This is a genomic window from Haemophilus parainfluenzae T3T1, from assembly GCF_000210895.1.
Taxonomy (GTDB): Bacteria; Pseudomonadota; Gammaproteobacteria; order Enterobacterales; family Pasteurellaceae; genus Haemophilus_D; species Haemophilus_D parainfluenzae_A.
Genome location: NC_015964.1, coordinates 266226 through 286425 on the forward strand (window position 1 = coordinate 266226; position 20200 = coordinate 286425).

At 33.4% G+C, this 20200-nt stretch carries 19 protein-coding genes; all 19 read right to left on the reverse strand.

Going from position 1 to position 20200, the window contains the following annotated elements:
* Positions 1–23: 23 nt before the first annotated feature.
* On the reverse strand, positions 24–443 hold the full coding sequence (gene ndk, locus PARA_RS01340) for a nucleoside-diphosphate kinase (protein ID WP_014064195.1): 420 nt from the start codon (positions 441–443) through the stop codon (positions 24–26).
* Positions 444–453: 10 nt separating this feature from the next.
* Positions 454–1755 (reverse strand): aminopeptidase PepB, encoded by a 1302-nt coding sequence (pepB, locus tag PARA_RS01345; RefSeq protein WP_014064196.1) that lies wholly within the window; start codon positions 1753–1755, stop codon positions 454–456.
* 18 nt (positions 1756–1773) lie between these two features.
* Positions 1774–2787, reverse strand: coding sequence for a dTDP-glucose 4,6-dehydratase (gene rfbB, locus PARA_RS01350; protein ID WP_014064197.1), 1014 nt, complete (start codon positions 2785–2787; stop codon positions 1774–1776).
* Between the two features lie 16 nt (positions 2788–2803).
* Positions 2804–4048, reverse strand: coding sequence for an O-antigen ligase family protein (locus PARA_RS01355; protein WP_014064198.1), 1245 nt, complete (start codon positions 4046–4048; stop codon positions 2804–2806).
* A 5-nt stretch (positions 4049–4053) separates the two neighbouring features.
* On the reverse strand, positions 4054–5949 hold the full coding sequence (locus PARA_RS01360) for a nucleoside-diphosphate sugar epimerase/dehydratase (protein WP_014064199.1): 1896 nt from the start codon (positions 5947–5949) through the stop codon (positions 4054–4056).
* Positions 5950–5986: 37 nt separating this feature from the next.
* Positions 5987–6574: a sugar transferase gene (locus PARA_RS01365; RefSeq protein ID WP_041918299.1), complete on the reverse strand. Its 588-nt coding sequence runs from the start codon at positions 6572–6574 to the stop codon at positions 5987–5989.
* Position 6575: 1 nt separating this feature from the next.
* A complete protein-coding gene (locus PARA_RS01370) occupies positions 6576–7787 on the reverse strand; it encodes a DegT/DnrJ/EryC1/StrS family aminotransferase (protein ID WP_014064201.1) in 1212 nt (403 codons plus the stop codon).
* Between the two features lie 13 nt (positions 7788–7800).
* Positions 7801–8616 (reverse strand): glycosyltransferase, encoded by an 816-nt coding sequence (locus PARA_RS01375; protein ID WP_014064202.1) that lies wholly within the window; start codon positions 8614–8616, stop codon positions 7801–7803.
* An 8-nt stretch (positions 8617–8624) separates the two neighbouring features.
* Positions 8625–9596, reverse strand: a complete 972-nt coding sequence (locus PARA_RS01380) for a glycosyltransferase family 2 protein (protein ID WP_014064203.1) — start codon at positions 9594–9596, stop codon at positions 8625–8627.
* A 9-nt stretch (positions 9597–9605) separates the two neighbouring features.
* Complete coding sequence (locus PARA_RS01385) at positions 9606–10679, reverse strand: EpsG family protein (RefSeq protein WP_014064204.1); 1074 nt, start codon at positions 10677–10679, stop codon at positions 9606–9608.
* A gap of 13 nt (positions 10680–10692) precedes the next feature.
* Complete coding sequence (locus tag PARA_RS01390) at positions 10693–11595, reverse strand: glycosyltransferase family 52 (RefSeq protein WP_014064205.1); 903 nt, start codon at positions 11593–11595, stop codon at positions 10693–10695.
* 3 nt (positions 11596–11598) lie between these two features.
* Complete coding sequence (locus tag PARA_RS01395) at positions 11599–12792, reverse strand: oligosaccharide flippase family protein (protein WP_014064206.1); 1194 nt, start codon at positions 12790–12792, stop codon at positions 11599–11601.
* A gap of 6 nt (positions 12793–12798) precedes the next feature.
* Positions 12799–13236, reverse strand: coding sequence for a serine O-acetyltransferase (locus PARA_RS10480; protein ID WP_269446108.1), 438 nt, complete (start codon positions 13234–13236; stop codon positions 12799–12801).
* A gap of 62 nt (positions 13237–13298) precedes the next feature.
* A complete protein-coding gene (neuC, locus tag PARA_RS01405) occupies positions 13299–14468 on the reverse strand; it encodes a UDP-N-acetylglucosamine 2-epimerase (RefSeq protein ID WP_014064208.1) in 1170 nt (389 codons plus the stop codon).
* Positions 14465–15724 carry a cytidylyltransferase domain-containing protein gene (locus PARA_RS01410; RefSeq protein WP_014064209.1) on the reverse strand — a complete coding sequence of 420 codons (1260 nt, stop codon included), beginning with the start codon at positions 15722–15724 and terminating at the stop codon, positions 14465–14467. Before PARA_RS01410 ends, neuC begins: the two co-directional genes overlap by 4 nt.
* Positions 15725–15738: 14 nt before the next feature.
* The gene (neuB, locus tag PARA_RS01415) at positions 15739–16776 is read right to left on the reverse strand and encodes an N-acetylneuraminate synthase (RefSeq protein ID WP_014064210.1); all 1038 of its coding nucleotides are present in this window, start codon (positions 16774–16776) and stop codon (positions 15739–15741) included.
* A gap of 2 nt (positions 16777–16778) precedes the next feature.
* Complete coding sequence (locus PARA_RS01420) at positions 16779–17408, reverse strand: acetyltransferase (protein WP_014064211.1); 630 nt, start codon at positions 17406–17408, stop codon at positions 16779–16781.
* A 2-nt stretch (positions 17409–17410) separates the two neighbouring features.
* On the reverse strand, positions 17411–18544 hold the full coding sequence (locus tag PARA_RS01425; protein ID WP_014064212.1) for an LPS O-antigen chain length determinant protein WzzB: 1134 nt from the start codon (positions 18542–18544) through the stop codon (positions 17411–17413).
* A 202-nt stretch (positions 18545–18746) separates the two neighbouring features.
* The gene (gene glnA, locus PARA_RS01430) at positions 18747–20165 is read right to left on the reverse strand and encodes a type I glutamate--ammonia ligase (protein ID WP_014064213.1); all 1419 of its coding nucleotides are present in this window, start codon (positions 20163–20165) and stop codon (positions 18747–18749) included.
* Between the last annotated feature and the right edge of the window lie 35 nt (positions 20166–20200).

Consider the following 20200-nt stretch of genomic DNA (forward strand, 5'->3'; position numbering starts at 1 on the left):
AAGTGCTTTTTTATAGAAATGAATTATGGCTGGATTTCTGAATCTACGAAGAAATAAGCAATTTCTCGTTTTGCGCTTTCAACGCTATCGGAACCATGAACAGAATTTTCACGCTGACTTAACGCGAAGTCTTTACGGATAGTGCCTTCTGCCGCCTCAGCCGGATTCGTTGCACCAATCAAAGTGCGGTAATCTTTCACAGCATTTTCTTTTTCCAATACAGAAACCACTATCGGGCCAGAGAGCATATACTCCACCAACGGCTCAAAAAACGGTTTACCTTGGTGTTCTGCATAGAAACCTTCCGCTTGATCCTTGGTTAATTGCACCATTTTAAGGGCAACAACACGGAATCCTTGTGATTCAAAACGCCCTAAAATAGCACCAATTAAATTACGCTTTACTGCATCGGGTTTGATAATTGAAAAAGTACGTTCTGTCATAAAATCCTACTTAACTTGCTTTCGTTACTAATAAATTTGCTAAAGTTTTCACACCGATTCCGGTTGCACCAACCGCCCATAAATCACTACCTGATTTACGATAAGTGGCCGAACAATCAATATGCAACCAACGTTGTTGATAGTTCTTCACAAAATACGATAAAAATGCTGTTGCAGTACTTGCGCCCGCGACAACTGGCGCTGTGCCTGTATTTGCAATATCCGCAAAAGAAGACGTGATTTGGCTACGATGGAAATCCTCAAAAGGCAAACGCCAGAACGGTTCATTTTCTTCTTTCGCCACTTGGAATAAGCTATTTACCAACGCATCATCCATAGAAAGCACACTGTGGTAATCATTACCCACTGCTACTTTCGCCGCACCAGTTAAAGTTGCACAATCGACAATAAATTGTGGGTTTTGACTATCGGCTTCAATTAAACCGTCCGCCAATACTAAACGGCCTTCTGCATCAGTATTTAGAATTTCAGCGGTTACACCATTTTTATATGTGATGATATCACCCAATTTGAATGCATTACCGCTCACCAAGTTTTCTGCACAGCATAGATAGAGTTTTACACGTTGATTTAAACCGTGCGCAATCGCAAATCCTAATGCCCCCGTTAATAACGCAGCGCCGCCCATATCAGTACGCATGGTGCTCATGCCATCACTTGGTTTGATGCTATAACCACCACTGTCAAAAGTAATTCCTTTACCGACCAAGCATGCTAATACCGGCGCATTTGGATCATTAGTTGGGTTAAAATCTAATTGCAACATAGCTGCTGGATTAATAGAACCACGACCCACAGTAAAAATCCCGTGGTAACCTTGCTCTTTTAACGCTTCGCCAGAAATGATTTGAAAATTGACCGCACTTTTATCGGCATAATTTTCGGCTTGTTTAGAAATAAACTCAGCCGCGCGTTCGGCTAATTTAACCGGAGTCAGGGTTTGTGCCGGTTCATTAATAATGCCACGAACAAAATCACCACATTCAATACGAGCTAATAATTCATCTTGTGGCTCATCATCTAAATGAGGAAATTCAATCGAATAATCTTGCTTCGCCGAGTAAAAACCTTGATAAAATGCCCAGCAATTTTCTAATTCCCATGCATCCCCCACAAGCTCAACGTCTTTAATGCCTTGTCCACGTAACTTACGCGCCGCTTTTTGCACTAAAATAAGGTTCGATTTTTCATCATCTTTAAGGTGAATAACGGCTTGATCTTGATTAAAACTTAAAATGGCATTTTTTCCCCAACTCTCCGAAGCTGGAGTTGTTGATAATGTAATTTGCATATGGTTGCTCTCCTTTATTTATCTATTATTCTCTAGGTACCATTTTACCGTCTGACGAAGTCCTTGTTCAAAGGTTATTTGCGATTGCCAACCTAATTCTGCATGAATTTTAGAACAATCCAATGAATATCGCACATCGTGACCTGGTCGGTCTTTTACAAAGGTAATTAAATCTCCGTAATGCTTAATGTGATTAGGCTTATTTGGTGCAAGTTCTTCGAGTAATTGGCAAATTGTTTTAATCACTTCAAGGTTTGTTTTTTCACAATTTCCACCGATATTATAGTTTTCCCCGACTCGACCTTTTGTTAAAACTAAATATAAGGCTTGAACATGATCTTCCACAAATAACCAATCACGAATTTGCAGCCCATCACCATAAATTGGCAAAGGCTTTCCCATCACAGCATTTGAAATCATTAAAGGGATAAGCTTTTCAGCATGTTGATAAGCCCCATAGTTATTGGAACTGTTTGTGATAATCACCGGCAAACCATAAGTGCGATGCCAAGCCTGTACCAAATGATCACTCGCCGCTTTTGAGGCTGAATAAGGACTACTCGGATGATAAGGGGACTGTTCGGTAAAGGCAGGCTCAGAAAGGGATAAATCCCCATACACTTCATCTGTAGAAATATGGTGGAATCGAAAAGCAGATTTTTTAGCTTCGTCTAAGGTATGCCAATAATTCTTAGCAACCTCTAACAATGCATAAGTCCCCACAATATTAGTTTGAATAAAATCAGCCGCTCCTGTAATAGAACGGTCAACATGACTTTCTGCTGCCAAATGCATCACCGCATCCGGCTGATATTTTTCAAAAACGCTTTCTATCGCCTTAAGATCACAAATATCAACTTGCTCAAAAGTATAACGAGGATTATTTTCTACCTCTTCCAAAGCTGATTGATTTGCCGCATAGGTCAGTTTATCAATATTGATAACAGAATCTTGAGTCTGATTAATGATATATCGAATAAGGGCGGAACCGATGAAACCGAAACCGCCGGTGATGAGGATTCTTTTACTCATAAGTAAGAAGCTCTATTTATTCAGATGTAGTGGTACTTTCATTAACCATGAAAGCATAAAATAAAAATAGAACAAAGAAGTAAAAGATATTTCCTGAATTATGCGCAAGAAATGACTGACTCATACAATAAATAATCATTGATAGTACATGGACAATACCTAATATCGAAATAAATTTTATTCTTTTATTCAACTGTCCAACTGCGTTTCTGTAGAACAGGTATAGAGGAATAATAAAAACACTCAATATGGCAATGCCTCCTACTATCCCTTTCTTTACTAATTCATCTATAAATTGATTATGTAAATGTGAAAACGAAATTGACGCCTTAGTTACAACATCTTTATCAGCTAAATCTTTTTTATAATAATCTAATTCTTTTAAACTCCACCCAGAAACTGGGTGTTCTAAAAAAGCTTTTGAACCAATCTTCCACATATCTAAACGTTCACCGACAGAGCTTACTTTATTATAACCAGATAAATAGACATCTAATTGATATTTTGCATCAGAAATTCTCCCAGTAAATTGATTATTCATCATCAATAATGCTCCACCAAAACACAAAATCAGCGAAAGTCCTATTAATACCTTTCTTGATAATAAATATCTATATAAAAAAAGAAGGGTTATCACTATGAATGGAGCACTAATCCATCCTCCACGAGCAAATGAAAGGATGCTAGCCAAAACGCCGAATATACCACAACCAACTGAAAATAAAGCCAACTTACTTTTCTTTACGTCTAAAGAATAAAAAGCAATACTAAAACTAAATAAGCCTAATGACATCGACATATCCCCAGACTGGATCTTCATTTGGTTATAAAAAGCACTTTCTAAGTTTAAAATATAATACTGATAGAGCGCTACAACACCTGAAATAAAGGAACCTAAAGGAATACTATAGAGCAATATATCAAATTTAGCTGAACTATAAACTATAAAAATAATTACAGAAAGAAATAAAAATGCTCTTAATGGATTATCTATTAGATTAATTTTCTCCCCATGAAAGAAAATAAAGAAAAGTGAAACTAAAAAATAAAAAGTGATCACCGCAAAAATAGCTTTATTCTGCTTCACTATTGCTAAAAAACTTACTCTCTTATAGAGTAAATAACACAAAAATAATACACTTAAAACTAATAAGGCCGTCGAACCGTAGTTATATCCTTTAGGGAACATCAAAAGTAAAGTAAAAAATAAAAATATAGATGCATTAATAAATAACTTAGGGAAAATTCCTATATTATGCATAAATCTCAATCCTTATATAATACATCTACAATTTCTGTAGTCGGCTTAAAGCCTGTAGGAGCATTTAGCAATGTTTGACGAATAGCCATATAATTGGCATCTCTGCAAGAATTCTCTAATTCAGACAACACTTCAGATAATTGTTCAAATGGTAAATAAACCTCTTCAGCTGTCATAATACGGGGATGGGTTGTTTTACGAACGTTATCTCCGCCAATTAACAACTCTTCATACAACTTCTCTCCTGGTCGCAACCCAGTATAAGTAATTTCAATATCACCTTTCGGGTTGTTTTCATCCTTAACTGAGAGTCCTGATAATTGAATTAAGTTTTTAGCTAAATCCACTATTTTAACTGGCTCTCCCATATCTAAAATGAAAACATCACCACCCTTTGCCATTGCTCCAGCCTGAATAACAAGCTGAGCTGCTTCAGGAATAGTCATAAAATAGCGAATAATATCAGGATGTGTAATCGTAATAGGACCACCTTTTAGAATTTGCTTTCTAAACAATGGAATAACTGACCCTGATGACCCCAATACGTTACCAAAACGAACCATGCTGAAACAAGTTTGGTAGTCTTTTAATTGCTCTGATAATGCCTGCAAGCAGAGTTCAGCCATACGCTTGCTCGCCCCCATTACATTTGTTGGGCGAACAGCCTTATCTGTTGAAATGAGAACAAAAGACTTAACTCCATGTTCTGCTGCACATCTTGCAACATTATATGTACCAAACACATTATTTTGCACACCTTCAATCATATTATACTCAACCAAAGGAACATGCTTATATGCTGCCGCATGATAAATAGTATCGACACTAAAATGAGATAAAACACGATCTAATCGTTCAATATCTTGTACATTTCCTAAAACAGGATAAATCTTAGTATTTACAACATTATTTTTCTTGGCAATCTCTAATAACTCTTGATGAATGGAATAAAGAGAAAACTCTGAAACTTCAAATAAAATTAAAATATTTGGCTCATTTAAAATTATTTGACGACATAATTCAGAGCCAATTGAACCACCAGCTCCTGTTACCATTACTACTTTATGAAGAATATTCTTTTGCAACAAATCTTTATTTGGTAATACTGGTTCACGTCCTAATAAATCTTCAATATTAACCTCTCGCAATTCATCAATTTTTGCATTTCCTTGCAAAATTTCTTCCATATCCGGAATGGTCTGAACCTTAATTTTTAGAGGAATTAAACTATCAATTATTGTCTTACGCTCGCTACGTGATGCACTAGGAATCGCTAACAAAATAACTTTAATATTATATTTTTGAACAAGTTTTGGAATATCATTTGGCGAAAATATTTTATTCCCTAAAAGATAACTTCCATGTAGCTTAGCATTATCATCAATAAATCCGCGAATGCGATAGCGATAAGCATGTTTAAGTAACACTGCTAGTTGACGCCCTGTTGTACCAGCACCGTAAATCAAGACAGATTCATTATCTTTATCTAAAATTAAACTAACATAATAGCGAACCAACATTCTTGCACTACCACATAGCAAGAACACATAGGAAAAATAAATAATAGGTACAGTTCTAGGTATATCCGAACCGATAAAGAAAGAAAAGAAAATAAGGCTAACAGCTGAAACGAAAGCGCCTCCAGCTACCATTGCTAAAGCCTTAAAAGAAATGTAACGCAAGACTGCACGATAAAGCCCTAATTTAATAAACGTAAAAAGAGTTATCGCAATGGTGCATAATAAAGTTGTCCAAATTTCTGTATCATCAAATGCAACTATTCCACCTAATCGAGTCCAATAAGCTAGAAAAAACGCAGATATTAATAAGACAACATCAATAAAAAGACTAATTACTCTCTTTTTAGTTCTCGAAATTCCAAATACTAGAGAATAAATCATACAAATATCCTTAAGTTAGTAAAATTGGTTAAACAATCTACCTAACAATCTTCAACAATGTTAGAAAGATTATTTTAAAGTATTCTGATACATTTTTATTCTGAATATACTTCATATTATATTTAATCTTCTCAGGCATGATCTCTTCAATATAAGTCTTTTCAGGATCATTAGACTTCCCTAAAATTTCATTTTCATCCATATACTCAATAGAAGCATAATCAGTAATCCCTGGCTTTACAGAAAGTACTTTTTGTTGTTCATCAGTATAAAGTTCAACATATTTTCTTACTTCTGGACGAGGACCAACTAAACTCATATCACCAAGTAGTACATTAATCAGCTGCGGTAACTCGTCAAGTTTATATTTACGAATAAAATAACCTGAACGGGTAATTCTAGGGTCTCGACCACCTACCGTAATTAAGCCCTTTTTATCAGCATCAACCACCATCGAGCGAAACTTGAATAAACCAAAATCGATACCATTCTGTCCAACTCGAACTTGCTTATAAAAGACAGGACCTTTTGAATCAATCTTAATCCAAATGGCTAATACAATGAAAATAGGGGCTAGAACAACTAGCCCAACTAAACTTAGAATAAAATCAAAAAAACGAATCACTTTACTTAACCTTATTATAGGCATTAACAACAGTATCAATTACAAATTTCACCTGCTCATCTGTTAATTGAGGATAGATAGGAAGAGAAATCTCACACTTATAGTTATTATATGCTTGCGGGTAATCTTCAATTTTATACCCCAAGTTCTTAAATAAAGTCAGCATTGGCATTGGGATAAAGTGAACATTTACAGCCACTTCACTCTTAGCAATTTCATCAATCATTGCATCTCGCTGTGCTTCAGTAAAACCTTTAATACGTAAAGCATACAAATGATATGAAGTCTCTTTTTCACCTTGTTTTGATGGTGGTAAAATTGCCCAATCATATTGTTTAAATGCTTCGCCATAAGTATCAAAAACACGTTTACGTTCTTTCAATAAATCTTCGTAAATACGAATTTGTGCTAAGCCAATCGCTGCATTCACATCTGCCATATTAATTTTCATACCTAGGCCAGTAATATCGTATCGCCAACCACCGGCTTTACTCTTAGAGAAAGCATCTTTAGTTTGACAGTTTAATGCCATTTGGCGAAGCTCTCCGTAGAGTTTAGCGTTATCAAAAGGTGCTGGTAAGTTAATACAAATTGCACCACCTTCAGCTGTAGTCACATTTTTTACGGCATGCAATGAGAAAATAGCAATGTCGGTTTCACTTCCTGTTCTCATGCCCTTTTTGTACCAAGCACCTAAAGAGTGTGCTGCATCATTCAATACTAAAATACGGCCTAGTTTTTCTTGATTCTCGCTTTCAGCCTTAAAGAGCGGTCGAATTTCTGAAGATTTTACCAAATCCATAATTTCATCATAATCGCAAGGGAATCCAGCAATATCAACAGGCATAATAGCTTTCGTTCTTGGTGTAATTGCTTTTTTAATCGCATCCAAAGAAATATTAAAATCTTCTGAAGTATCTACCATTACTGGTTTAGCTCCCGCATGCAATACCGCTAAAGCTGTTGCGCTATAAGTATAAGCAGGCACAATTACCTCATCGCCTTCTTTTACGCCGAACCAGCGAAGCATCATAATCGCTGCAGAAGTCCAAGAGTTTACACAAAGCACTTCTTTGGCCCCTGAGAATTGTTTAATTTCCTCTTCTAAAGCTTTAACTTTAGGCCCTGTGGTAATCCAGCCTGAACGTAAAGAATCTACAACTTCATTGATTACATCTTCATTAACATATGGAGGAGAAAATGGAATTTTCATGTTTTTATCCTTTCTATCTAAATAATTTATATAATAATTTTTTCACAAAACTTGGAGAAATAGACATCAAAAAATAAGTAATTGCGTAGATATCAGCTTTAATACCATAATTTAAATCTCTATTTATATGAAATAGGCGGAATTTTAGTAGCCCAATTGTTTTTTTCCAATTTGCCCTGCGCTTATAAAAGTCGGAACTGCGTCTGAATTTCAATCCAATATAATCAACATTTGCCAATCTGCAGTTATTTAAGAATGCTTGATACCACAATAAAGTATCTTCCGCTAAAGCAACTTCTTTACTATACCTTCCTGCTTTATCAAAAAAAGCCTTCCTGAACATAGCTGTTGGATGAGCTATCGGATCTCGTTTTTCAAAAAATTGATATAACTCGTCATGAAGAAGAGGATATTCTACTTTATCATTGATAACACTATCATTTTCATCAATTTCACAAATCCAGCAACCAACCGCATCAACATCTACATGCTGTTGTAAGAACTCAAGCTGTACTTTAAAACGGTCTCTTTCAGCTATATCATCCGTATCCATTCTAGCAATAAAATTCCCCTTAGCAACCTTCAACCCTTCATTTAATGCTAAAGCAAGCCCCATATTTTTAGGTAATGGAACAGATACTAACTTAGTTCCTATTTTTTCTTTCCAGTAATTAATTGCTAAATACAAATGATCTGATAAGACACCATCTTCAACCAAAATAATTTCATCGGGTCTTAAAGTTTGGTTAGTCCATATACTTTCCATGGTTTTATGGAAATATTCTGCCTTCTCTTTATGATAAATAGACATCAAAACTGAAAGATTCATATTACACCCTATGTCGATTTATACAACTTAACTAAAATACTTAATAAAAGACTAGATAATCGAAACCCCATATATGTTAAACAAAAGTAAATAATTCTTTTCTTTATATTCCTCGTATTCTTAGAATACTTAGAAAGCCATTTATATTTACTTAACATACGTTTAATATTAGGATTTTTTAAAAATGGCATCACATAAGGAATAACTTCCAAATAATAATGCGATAAATACAAATAATCAGCATCCCTGATCTTCTTTGAACCTGAAAGCACATTTTCTATATTTAAAAATAGATCTTCCAAATTTTTCATTTTCAGCTTATAACTAATACTTCCTTCCCTATTTTGTCTATACATATAAACTCCTTTATTATAAATATAATAAGAGGCTATATGCTGTGAAAGCTCAAAACACCACTTCACATCTTCTGATGTCATATTTAAGGGAAATGAAATATTATTAATAGCTACAATATCCCTTCTTATACATTTATTACATGCAGATGGATACCATATCCCATTATCAATCAACAAATATAAGTCATCAGAAAATTTATTTGAACTGGAAGATACTTCAGATAAGTCAAACTCATACTCCTTAATTCTATCCTTGCCATAATAATAAGAGTAAGGGAAAATTATCGTATCTGGTGAATTAGTTTCAATTATACAATTAAGATTTTCCAAGAAATCATCATCTCTCCAAAAATCATCACCATCTAAAAATAATAAGTAATCACCTTCTGCTTTGTTTATACCTGCATTTCTTGCACTAGACAGTCCACCATTTTCCTTATTAACTAATTTTATACATCCATTTTTTTTACTCAGTTCTTCGCAATGCTCAAATGTTGCATCGGTAGAACCATCATTCACCAAGATAATCTCATAATCTCTAAAAGATTGCGTTAAAATACTATCTATACAACTAACGATATAATCCTGCACATTATAAGCAGGGACAATTACAGAAAATCTCATAAGTTATACTCAATTTAGAATACTAATATATGGTGAAATTCTTTTATTAGCATGATTTCCAAAACTATCATAAATATCTTTTGAAAATAAAATAAAAGAAAACAAAAAATAAACCAAAACAATTAACTTCCTAACTTTAATCTTAGAAAGGTATATAAGCTCAACAGATAATAAAAGAGAAATACTCAGAGCTGACAACACTCTATTAAAGATATAAAACTTCATAGAGACAGCGAATGCAATACAAACAAGAGCATTAGAAAAAAATACAAAATTATATTTATCACTATCAAAAAGCTTATTTCTAAAGAACAATATAGGAAATATTATAAAATATTGGAATATAACCCCTATTCCACTACCGAAATCTGCCTCTTTAGCATACTCATCTATAAAAAAATATGCTTCATATTTTGTACCAGAAAAATAATCAGGACTAATCAACAAACCTAACAAATCAAACCTTAACACGACAAGGAATGTTAAGATAAATAACAACATAAAAGTCTTGTTCAAATGAAAATTTCGCACAAAAAATAATGGAGCAAAAATTAATGAAACATTATGAAAAAAAGAGGCTAGCCCAATTAAAAAAAAGAATTTAATAGTTAATTTATCATATAGGAGCAGTATACAAGAATATAAAACTATAGACATAGCGACACTCTGCCTAACTATATTTAGACTATCTAAATAGAAAATAAGAATATAAAAAGTCAAAAATAAAGAAGGTTTTCTTACCTTTATAAGGGAAAGATATAAAAATAAACACTGAATAAATGCCATAGTCAAAAAAATAAACTGCACATGCAGATCTAAAGAACTATATAATTTATTCAAATAGTAAAAACCGATCTCCAAAGGCCACTGTGAATGGTAATAATCTAGGTTTTTATATATATATACATAATTCTCATAGTCTGCACCTGTATTTTCTCTTAATCCAGAAATTAAAAACAAAGGAATAAGAGAAAATAATACCAATATGTGTTTAGCAATTCTATTGCTGCAGTTCTCAGAGGCGAAAATAAATATAACACTACTGGCAAACATTAAATAGTATATAAAAAATGTTTCTAACATAGATTAGCCAAACCTATAATTTCTCAACTAGAATATCAAACTTTCTCATCAATTCCGATTCTTTTTCAAATCCTTCTACCTGAATAGATACTGGATGAATTCTATTTTCACCCAATATATTTATAATCGCTGAACTATATATAGTATATACATATATCTCTTTATAATTATTTAATTCATTACAGATGATATCTTCAAAAATTAAATCTGAATTATAATACTTCACTCCATCGACAACAAAGCTCTCTTTGGGGTGGGGGAGGTAATAATCAATATTATATTTATCTATTATTTTTTTAAACAAATCTACATTTTTAGTATCATCATCATACAATCTTTGCCCTAAACATATTTTTAATACACCGTTAAGAGCATTACCAACACTATTATTAAATTTAAATATAGAGATTCTTTTGGTATTTTTTATGATATTATCCATATCATATATAGTATAATGTAAAGACGATATATCTTTTAATGTATTAATATCATGATCGATCATAAAGATAAACTTAATAAACTTAAGCTTCCAGCTTTCATTATTTTGATAAAGCATACTGTTTTTCAAAATATTAGCAGTTCCATCATCAAATGTTATTAGCTCATTAAACTTGAGAGATGAAATAATTGATTGAATCAATATATTTTCTATATTTGCAACAAAGATCTTATCAAATTTTTTATTAAAGAATCTAATCTTGTAATACAAAATAAGGCATACTAACTTTATTGAACTTTTACAATAAATCTTATTTAAAATATTACATAAAACACCAAATAAATTAAAATATCTATCTACTTTCTCGGAAAAATGATTAGAAAATAATATTCCGTAAAATTTCTCATCTTCATAGTTTTTAACTATCTCTTTTGCTAAAAGAGTTTGTAAAGGGGTTGTGCATATAATTAAATTCATATTTTATTTAACTCTCGATGTCATGACATATAAAAAAGGAAGTATAATACCTGCTCCTAATATGCTAGCAAAGGGGACATATTCAACCCCAAATTGCATAAAGATCGACAACCCTCCTAAATACAGTATTGTAGAAAGGATTGAGCATAATGATATCCATTTATTCTTTCCGTAAAAGAAAAGGTAATTTACTAAAATTAGATAAGGTACCGAGAACATTGTGGCAATAAGGAACATAATAATATAGTACTTTGTTCCCCAGAACTGTTCCCCTAAAACAAAAATCACAAATTCCTCTGGAATTGCCCACATAATAATAGAAGGAATAGGAATTAAAAGTAATGAAAGCAATGTTAGTTGGTGTACTTTCTGTAAAGTAATCTTCTTTTGTTTTAATGCTTCATAAAAATAAGGTATTGCAGCCTTATTTATTGCTTGAATAATGACTGCAAGCACCAACGCAATTTGAGCCCCCATAGCATAAAGACCTAATTCAGATTCAGTAAATTTATTATAAATAAATACTCGATCTAATTGACCTTTTATAAACATGCTGATCTGATGAAAAGCTAACGGAATACCAAATCCTAGAAAATATAGAAAACCTTTTTGATACTCTGCTATATTAAAAGACTTTCTTCTATGCTCCCTAAAATAGGAAAAATAAACCAATATAAATATTATTAAGTTACCTAAGAATAGTGCAAGAAATCGCTTGCCAACAAGATCACTATGAGAGAACTCCAAAAATAATACCGTTAATAATGTTGTCAACAATGCACTTCCAATTTGAATTAAAGTATACGAGATTGCCTTTTTCTGACACTGTTTTATACATAATTGAACTGTTAAGAAAGTTTGGAAAATTGAGATCAAAATTAAGTATGCTAAAATTTCAGAATGAAAAAAATAGCAAAATAACAATCCTACGGAACCTATCAGTAAGGCGTAAGCATATCCTGAAAATAAGATCAAATTTATCGAGCGCTTTCCATAAAAATAAAAGTACCTTGTAACAGCACCTTCTTGACTGAAACTAATAATAATAATAAGTAAAGATAATATTGTTTGATAATAGGATAATTCCCCAAAGCCGTTTACACCTAATTTTCTAGACAAATAAGGTAACAGTAAAAATGGGAAAATTTTAGCAACTATCTCACCTATTAAGTAAATAACACTATCTTTTAAGATCATAAATTATCATTTATAAATGAAAGTATTAAAACCAACAACCGTTGTGCCATCAGGAACATCTTTTGTAACTACAGCATTAGCGCCTATTATGCAATTTTTACCAATAGTAATATCACCTAAAACCTTTGCCCCACATCCTATAATAGTATCTTGACCAACAATTTGCTGACATGGTATACCTCTTTTTTCTTTCTCATCAAACCTTAATGCACCGAAAGTAACATTCTGATGGATAATAACTCCATCAGCTAGCACTGCTCCACCACCAATGACAATTCCTGTAGGATGGCGAAAAACAACATTACCTAATTTACAACTAGGCGTAATATCACAAGCAAACTTACGAAATATCCTTTTATGCAATAAAAAGACCAATAGACTATTAATTTTACGAAGAAATTTACTGTCTTTATATCTTTCTATATTTTGATTAAAACGTTGCATCAATCTTATTAAAAAGATCAACTCCTCACTTAATGACCTTAAAAAAAATCTATACAATTTCATTACTTATTCTCTAAATCATAAAACCGCTTCGGTTTATTTTCATTCTCACCAGCTAAAAATGCTTTAATCAGCCCATAAGCCTTTTCCGATGAACTATCTTGATAATATGGATTTACCATTGTAGGCAAGCGTTTTTGGAAATCATCAGATAATAAATGTTGAATCCCTTGTTCAATAGATTGTCGATTACTTTCTACATCAATAACTGATTCGCCACGAACGCGTCCTTCTTGCCTTTTCCCAATATTTACTGTTCCTACTTGTAAAGAAGGCGCTTCTAACAAACCTGATGAACTATTACCTATTAACCCTTTTGAATACTTAATTAAAGCTAAATATTCCTCCGGTTTTACCGATGTGAAAAATGCAAATCGATTTTCATCTGCATAACTTTTTACTTTGGCAAATATGACATCGGAATGCGTGTCAGAATTAGATCCAATAAACACAAATTGATAATCTGACTTAAAGGAATCTAATGCTAAAAGAAGCTGATCAACTTGCTCTTCTACAGATTGCCCAGTAATAGTTTCAGGATGAAATGCAACCATAAAATACGGTTTATTTTGCAAATTTAACTTAAAAAACAACCGCTCTTTTGATGGCAATGCTAAACTTAGTCCATTTTCAGCCCCAAGAGAGCCAATGTTATGCACACTTTCAGGAAGTTCGCCAAGCTGAATCACTCGTTTACGATATACTTCTGTCGCTGTGAGATGCAGTTTTGCCATTTTTGTAATACAGTGGCGAATAAACTCATCATAATTGCCTAATGTTTGCTCGCCACCATGCAAATGAATTAATGGAATGTTATGTATTGCAGCAGCCGTTGCTACAGAAAGTATTTCATAACGATCACCTAATACCATTACTGCATCATAATGATTTTTCTGGAAATGTTTACCAAAGAGATCGAGGGTTTCAGCCATTGAAGTTAAAATTGTTTGGTTATTTTGGCTATCAAGTTTTACTGCTATTCTCTCAGCAATATTAAACCCATCTTGCTCAATCACATTTACGGTATTTCCATATTGAGGAGCAAGGTGCATAGCGGTTACAATCAATGAAAAATCCAACTCATTGTCTTCTTGTAATCGTCTTAGTAAGCGCTTAACAATACCGTATTCAGCACGTGAGCCTGTTACATAGGCAATTCTCTTTTTCATCATAGCTCTGATTTGATGATCTCTTCCAATAACTGATAGCCTTGTTCATTCAAATGTAAGCCATCATTAGTGTAATCTAAGTTTAATTTGCCATAGTGATCACTAAATCTGCTATCTAGAGCAATCCATCTTGCAGATTTAAGATTTTCTTTTAGAAATGCGTTAAGTTCTCTAATCACTGCATTATTACGATCAATCCTTAAGGCCACAGGGGTAATTTCTAAGAAATAAAGCTGAATGTTATTATTGATTGCTTTTAGTTTTTCAATAACTTTCTGAATGTCTGATAAAATTTGCTCTTTTGTCCAATCAGCATACACGATATCATTAGTTCCAAACATCAAAATAGCTTTATTACCTAAAGATTTAATCAATCCTTGATCTAGAATCAAATCAATATATTGTTTAGTAGTAATCCCCGCAATAGCTAAATTATTAACGGCTTGGTTGTTAACTTCTTCAATACTCCAATAATCTAAAATTGAGTGACCAATTAAGCTAATTTCTTTTGTTTGATTAAAATTATCTTTCTTAGCGGATATTGTTTTTTTGATTGTTTCTAATAGGATTTTATCTTTATTACGTTGCTGAAGAATAAAATAGAAATATTCGAAATCAAGACGATCATCAATATCAACTGAAACTTCTTTAGTCATAAAATACGCAACACACTTCTCTCCATAGAAGTGTTTTTGCTCTAAATAAGCCTGAGGTTTTGCAGAAAAAATTGCCCCATTTGGTGAATACTCTGGATGATATTGCTGGCGAGCATAATTAGAATAATCTAATTTAAAGTTTTTTAAACTCTCATCCTCATCAATTGGACGGGTTAATGTTGTTGGTTTATGCGCATCAGATACAGAAACTAAAAAATCAAATTTATCAAAATGTGCTTCAAATTTTTTATTCGCTTCTTGAATATGTTGAGCAGTTCTTAATGGTGAAGTCGGTTGCAGCAATACAAAATAATCATAATCAACATGACTATATCGATTCAATACATCTTCAATTACGACAAAAGAACTTGCTTTATCTGAGGATAGCTCGGCAGAACGTTTTATAAATTCAATCGGATAATGAGAAAGTAAATCAATATATTCTTGAGAATCTGTACTTACGATAATCTTTTCAAACTCTTCACTTTCTAATGCAGCCTCAATACTATAAGCCATTAGAGGTTTACCATTTGCAAATAAAACATTTTTATTAGGTAACCCCTTTGAGCCTGATCTCGCTGTAATAATTGCAATTTTCTTCATAATTTTAACCGCTCTTATTCTTGATTTGAGAAACGACTATCTTGAATTAATTGATCTTCTTCAAAATCCATTTCCGCATCTTTACCTAAAATATCATACCAACGCATCGGACTAATACCATTTCCTGGACGTTTAGTGGTCAAATTCTCAGTCGTATAGGTTTCGCCTTTTTTAATTGGGCGAGCTGCAATAATGGATTTGCGGGCCACAATTTTGTTTTTAGCTTCAGAAACAGTAACAATTTTCTCAGAAGAACCTAATGATTTTTCGACAGCTCGAATTCCTTCGCAAAGCAATTTCAATTCCTCTGGTGTCACAGATGCTTTATGATCTGGACCTTCAAAATTTTTGTCTAAAGTAAAATGTTTTTCAATGAAAGTAATACCATACGGGACAGCTGCAAGCCCTGCAAAATAACCTACCGAATGATCTGAAAAACCCAAATTATAATCAGAGAATAATGTTTTTAACTGATAAAACGCATTTAAATTTACATCTTCATAAGGGGTTGGGTATTCGGTATTGCAGTGAAGAATAGTAATCTCTTCTTTCTTCATACCATTTTTTTCTAATACAGATAAGGCATCTTTGATCTCTTCAATAGTCGCCATTCCTGTTGAAATTACCACGCTTTTTCCTTCAATCGGCAAACTAGCAATTTTCTCTAAGTAAGGTAAGTTAGTTAGTTCGCCAGATGGAATCTTCCATACTTTTTGCTTTTCACTAGCAAGAAAATCAATGGACTCCATATCAAATGGCGTAGAAAACACTTCTAATTCTAAAGAACGCGCATAAGCTTCTAATTTACGAAACTCATTATAAGAAAGCTCTAGTTTACGAGTCATTTCAAGCTGACTATCTGTAGTACCTGTAGTTACTTTTTGGTATTCCGCTTTCGGAGCATATTTTGAAATCAGTTTATCTGCTTTAAATGTTTGAAATTTAACTGCATCAACACCACATTCCTTTGCAACATCTATCATTTTCTTTGCTAACTCAGGATTTCCATTATGATTACAACCAATTTCTGCAACAATAAATACTTGACTCATTTTTATTCTACTTCCTTAATAAATTTTGCTGGAACACCAGCAACAATAGTACGAGGTTTTACGTTACGAATTACAACTGCACCTGCACCAACTACAGCACTTTCCCCAATTCTCAATTGACCAGTGATCACCGATGAGCTTCCAATAAAACAATAATCTTCAATTATAACATCACCATTTAATGTACTATTTGTAGAAATATTACTGTGATCACCAATACAACAACCATGCTCAATTAATGACTTAGTATTGATAATAACATTATCTCCAATAGTAACACCGCTATTCACTATGGCCATTTTCCCTACAAAAACCCCTCTACCTAGAGAAGAGTTGTTAGATACGACCGCTGTTTTATCAATGATGTTAATAACGTCACATTGATATTTCATAAGCTTTAAATATTTATCTAGGCGATAAGTGTTATTTCCGATACTTATAAAAAAACTGTAATGTTCCCTTTCTTGGAAATCATCAATCGTTTTAGCAAGAATTGGATAACCTAAATGACTCGTTCCTTCTGGTTTAAAATTATCAATGAACCCACAAAATTCATATCTTGATAAATCTAAAGAATCTAGTACAGATTTCGCATAGCCACCTGCGCCAATAAAAACTACTTTCTTTTTCATTATTAACGTTTTTTAGTACTTTGAATCAATGAACTCAACAAAATAATAAAACTAGAAATCATCAAACCAATAATAAACCCAATTACAATAATTAATCCTTTTTGGGGCTTATCTTTAATCACCGGATAGTCTGGCTCACTTAAATAATAATATCCTCTGACAGCCCCCTCTTTCTCTACTTTTTTCTCTAATACATTTAATAAGTTAGCTTGTTTTTCAATATTATAATAATTTAGCGGATAGACTAAAGGTGCATTTTTTAAGGTATCAACCTGAGCTTGCAAGTACTTTTCTCCCAACATAAATAAATATGAGCCATCACTGAGTTTTGAATCACTAAATGGTACCTTTGCATCACCTAACAATACTTCTGGTACGCTTACATTACCACTTAAAGATTTTGAATAATCTTTAATCCCAGCTGATTTTGCGATATCTAATGCCGTTGTAAGGTTTTCTAACTGAATTTGACGCACAGTTTCCGTATCTCGTTCAATCTTGTTTTTCTGAACTTCTAATCCACTAAGTACCGAATTAATATTCGCTAGAAAGTCTTTTTTATTTTCAGCAAGCACCCATTGGTTTACAAATTGGATATAGTCCAATAATACATTCTTTGCATCTTTTGGAATCTCAGCAGCAAAACTAACATTCACACCAATTGAATTTGGATCTTTTTTAGGATCTGGTATGGTAACAATCAGATTTTTATCGACCAAATTAGATAACAGCTTTTGTTTAGCTTCTTCGGAATTAGCATTTTTGGCTGCATAAGTGTTAAACCAGGCAGATTGAGAAAAGAATGCCTCTTTCAAGCTACGTGAAAATAAAGCCGTTTTAAAGTCATTAAATACCTTTTCTGAAACTTTATCTTGAGAAAAATCTTTGATATCTAGAATAGATGCATATTCGCTACGAAATGATAAATAATCGCCTAAGTTGGCCGCCTTAGGCGCAATTACTACTGATTTAGATGTCCATTGCTCTTTAGCTGTAAAAGCATAGCCTGCCGCAATGGCGGTACAAACGAAGGCTGATAAAATAATCCATAGTTTTTTCTTCCACAGATTTTTAACTAATTCAACCAAATCAATCTCATCCGACTCATTTAGTTTTTGATAACGGCTATCACTCATTATTAATCCTTTCAGGTCAATTGAATATACTATAAACTTACTGCATTCTACCTGAGTTCCCCCATGCTAACAAGGGAATTAAAATGATCTTAATGAAAAATAACTAATCGTAATAACAAAATAAGTTATTGATATAAATAAAAAAGGAATCACTTGGCAAGTAATTCCTTTTATACATTAAAATCAATTAATTATATATCAATTAAGCATAATACATCTCAAACTCAACTGGATGTGGTGTCATATTTAAACGTTCCACGTCTTTACGTTTAACGCTAATAAATGCTTCGATAAAGTCTTTAGCAAATACGCCACCTTGAGTTAAGAACTCATAGTCTTTTTCTAATGAATTCAATGCTTCTTCTAGTGAGCTTGCTACCGCTGGAATATCTTTTAATTCTTCTGGTGGAAGATCGTAAAGATTTTTATCCATTGCATCGCCTGGGTGGATTTTATTTACTACGCCATCAAGGCCTGCCATCAATAATGCAGCGAATGCAAGATATGGGTTTGCCAATGGATCTGGGAAACGCGCTTCAATACGGATTGCTTTCGGGTTAGTTACTGCCGGGATACGGATTGAAGCAGAACGGTTACTTGCAGAGTAAGCCAACAATACTGGCGCTTCAAAACCTGGCACTAAACGTTTATATGAGTTCGTACTTGGGTTAGTGAATGCATTTAATGCTTTAGCATGCTTAATGATACCGCCGATGTAATAAAGTGCGGTTTCAGAAAGACCTGCATATTTATCACCTTGGAAAATGTTTTTACCGTCTTTACTTAATGACATATTACAGTGCATGCCCGAACCATTATCACCTGTGATTGGTTTTGGCATAAAGCAAGCGGTTTTACCATGTTCTAACGCAACGTTTTGCACCACATATTTATAGATTTGTGTTTCATCTGCTTTTAAAGTTAAGCTGTTGAATTTCGTTGCAATTTCATTTTGGCCCGCAGTCGCCACTTCATGGTGGTGTGCTTCTACCACTAAGCCCATTTCTTCTAAAATCAAACACATTTCAGAGCGAATATCGTGTGCCGTATCAATTGGAGCAACCGCACAGTAACCGCCTTTTTTCAATGGACGATAAGCGTTGTTACCACCTTCGTATTTTTTGTTGGTGTTCCAAGCTGCTTCAATGTCATCAATAGCAAAAGAAGCGCGGTTCATTGATACATCAAAACGTACATCATCAAATAAGAAGAACTCTGGTTCTGGACCAAAGAATGCTTGATCAGCAATACCGATTGAACGCATATAGTTTTCGGCACGAATGGCAATTGAACGCGGGTCACGATCATAGCTTTGCATGGTTGTTGGTTCATAAATACTACAACGAATAGACAGGGTTGGGATCTGCGCAAATGGATCGACTACCGCAGTCTCAGCGATTGGCATTAAAAGCATATCGGCTTTGTTAATGGTTTTCCAACCTTCAACAGAAGAACCATCGAACATTTTGCCATCTTCAAACATATCTTCATCAACAAGGCTAACTGGGATAGAAACGCCGTGTTCTTTACCTTTAATGTCGGTGAAACGAAGTAGCGCGAACTTAATATCGTTCTCTTCGATCAGTTTGAATACGTTGGCAATTGCATTTGCATTTGGCATAAGGAGTCCTCTATTTTGCTATGTATATAATCTTT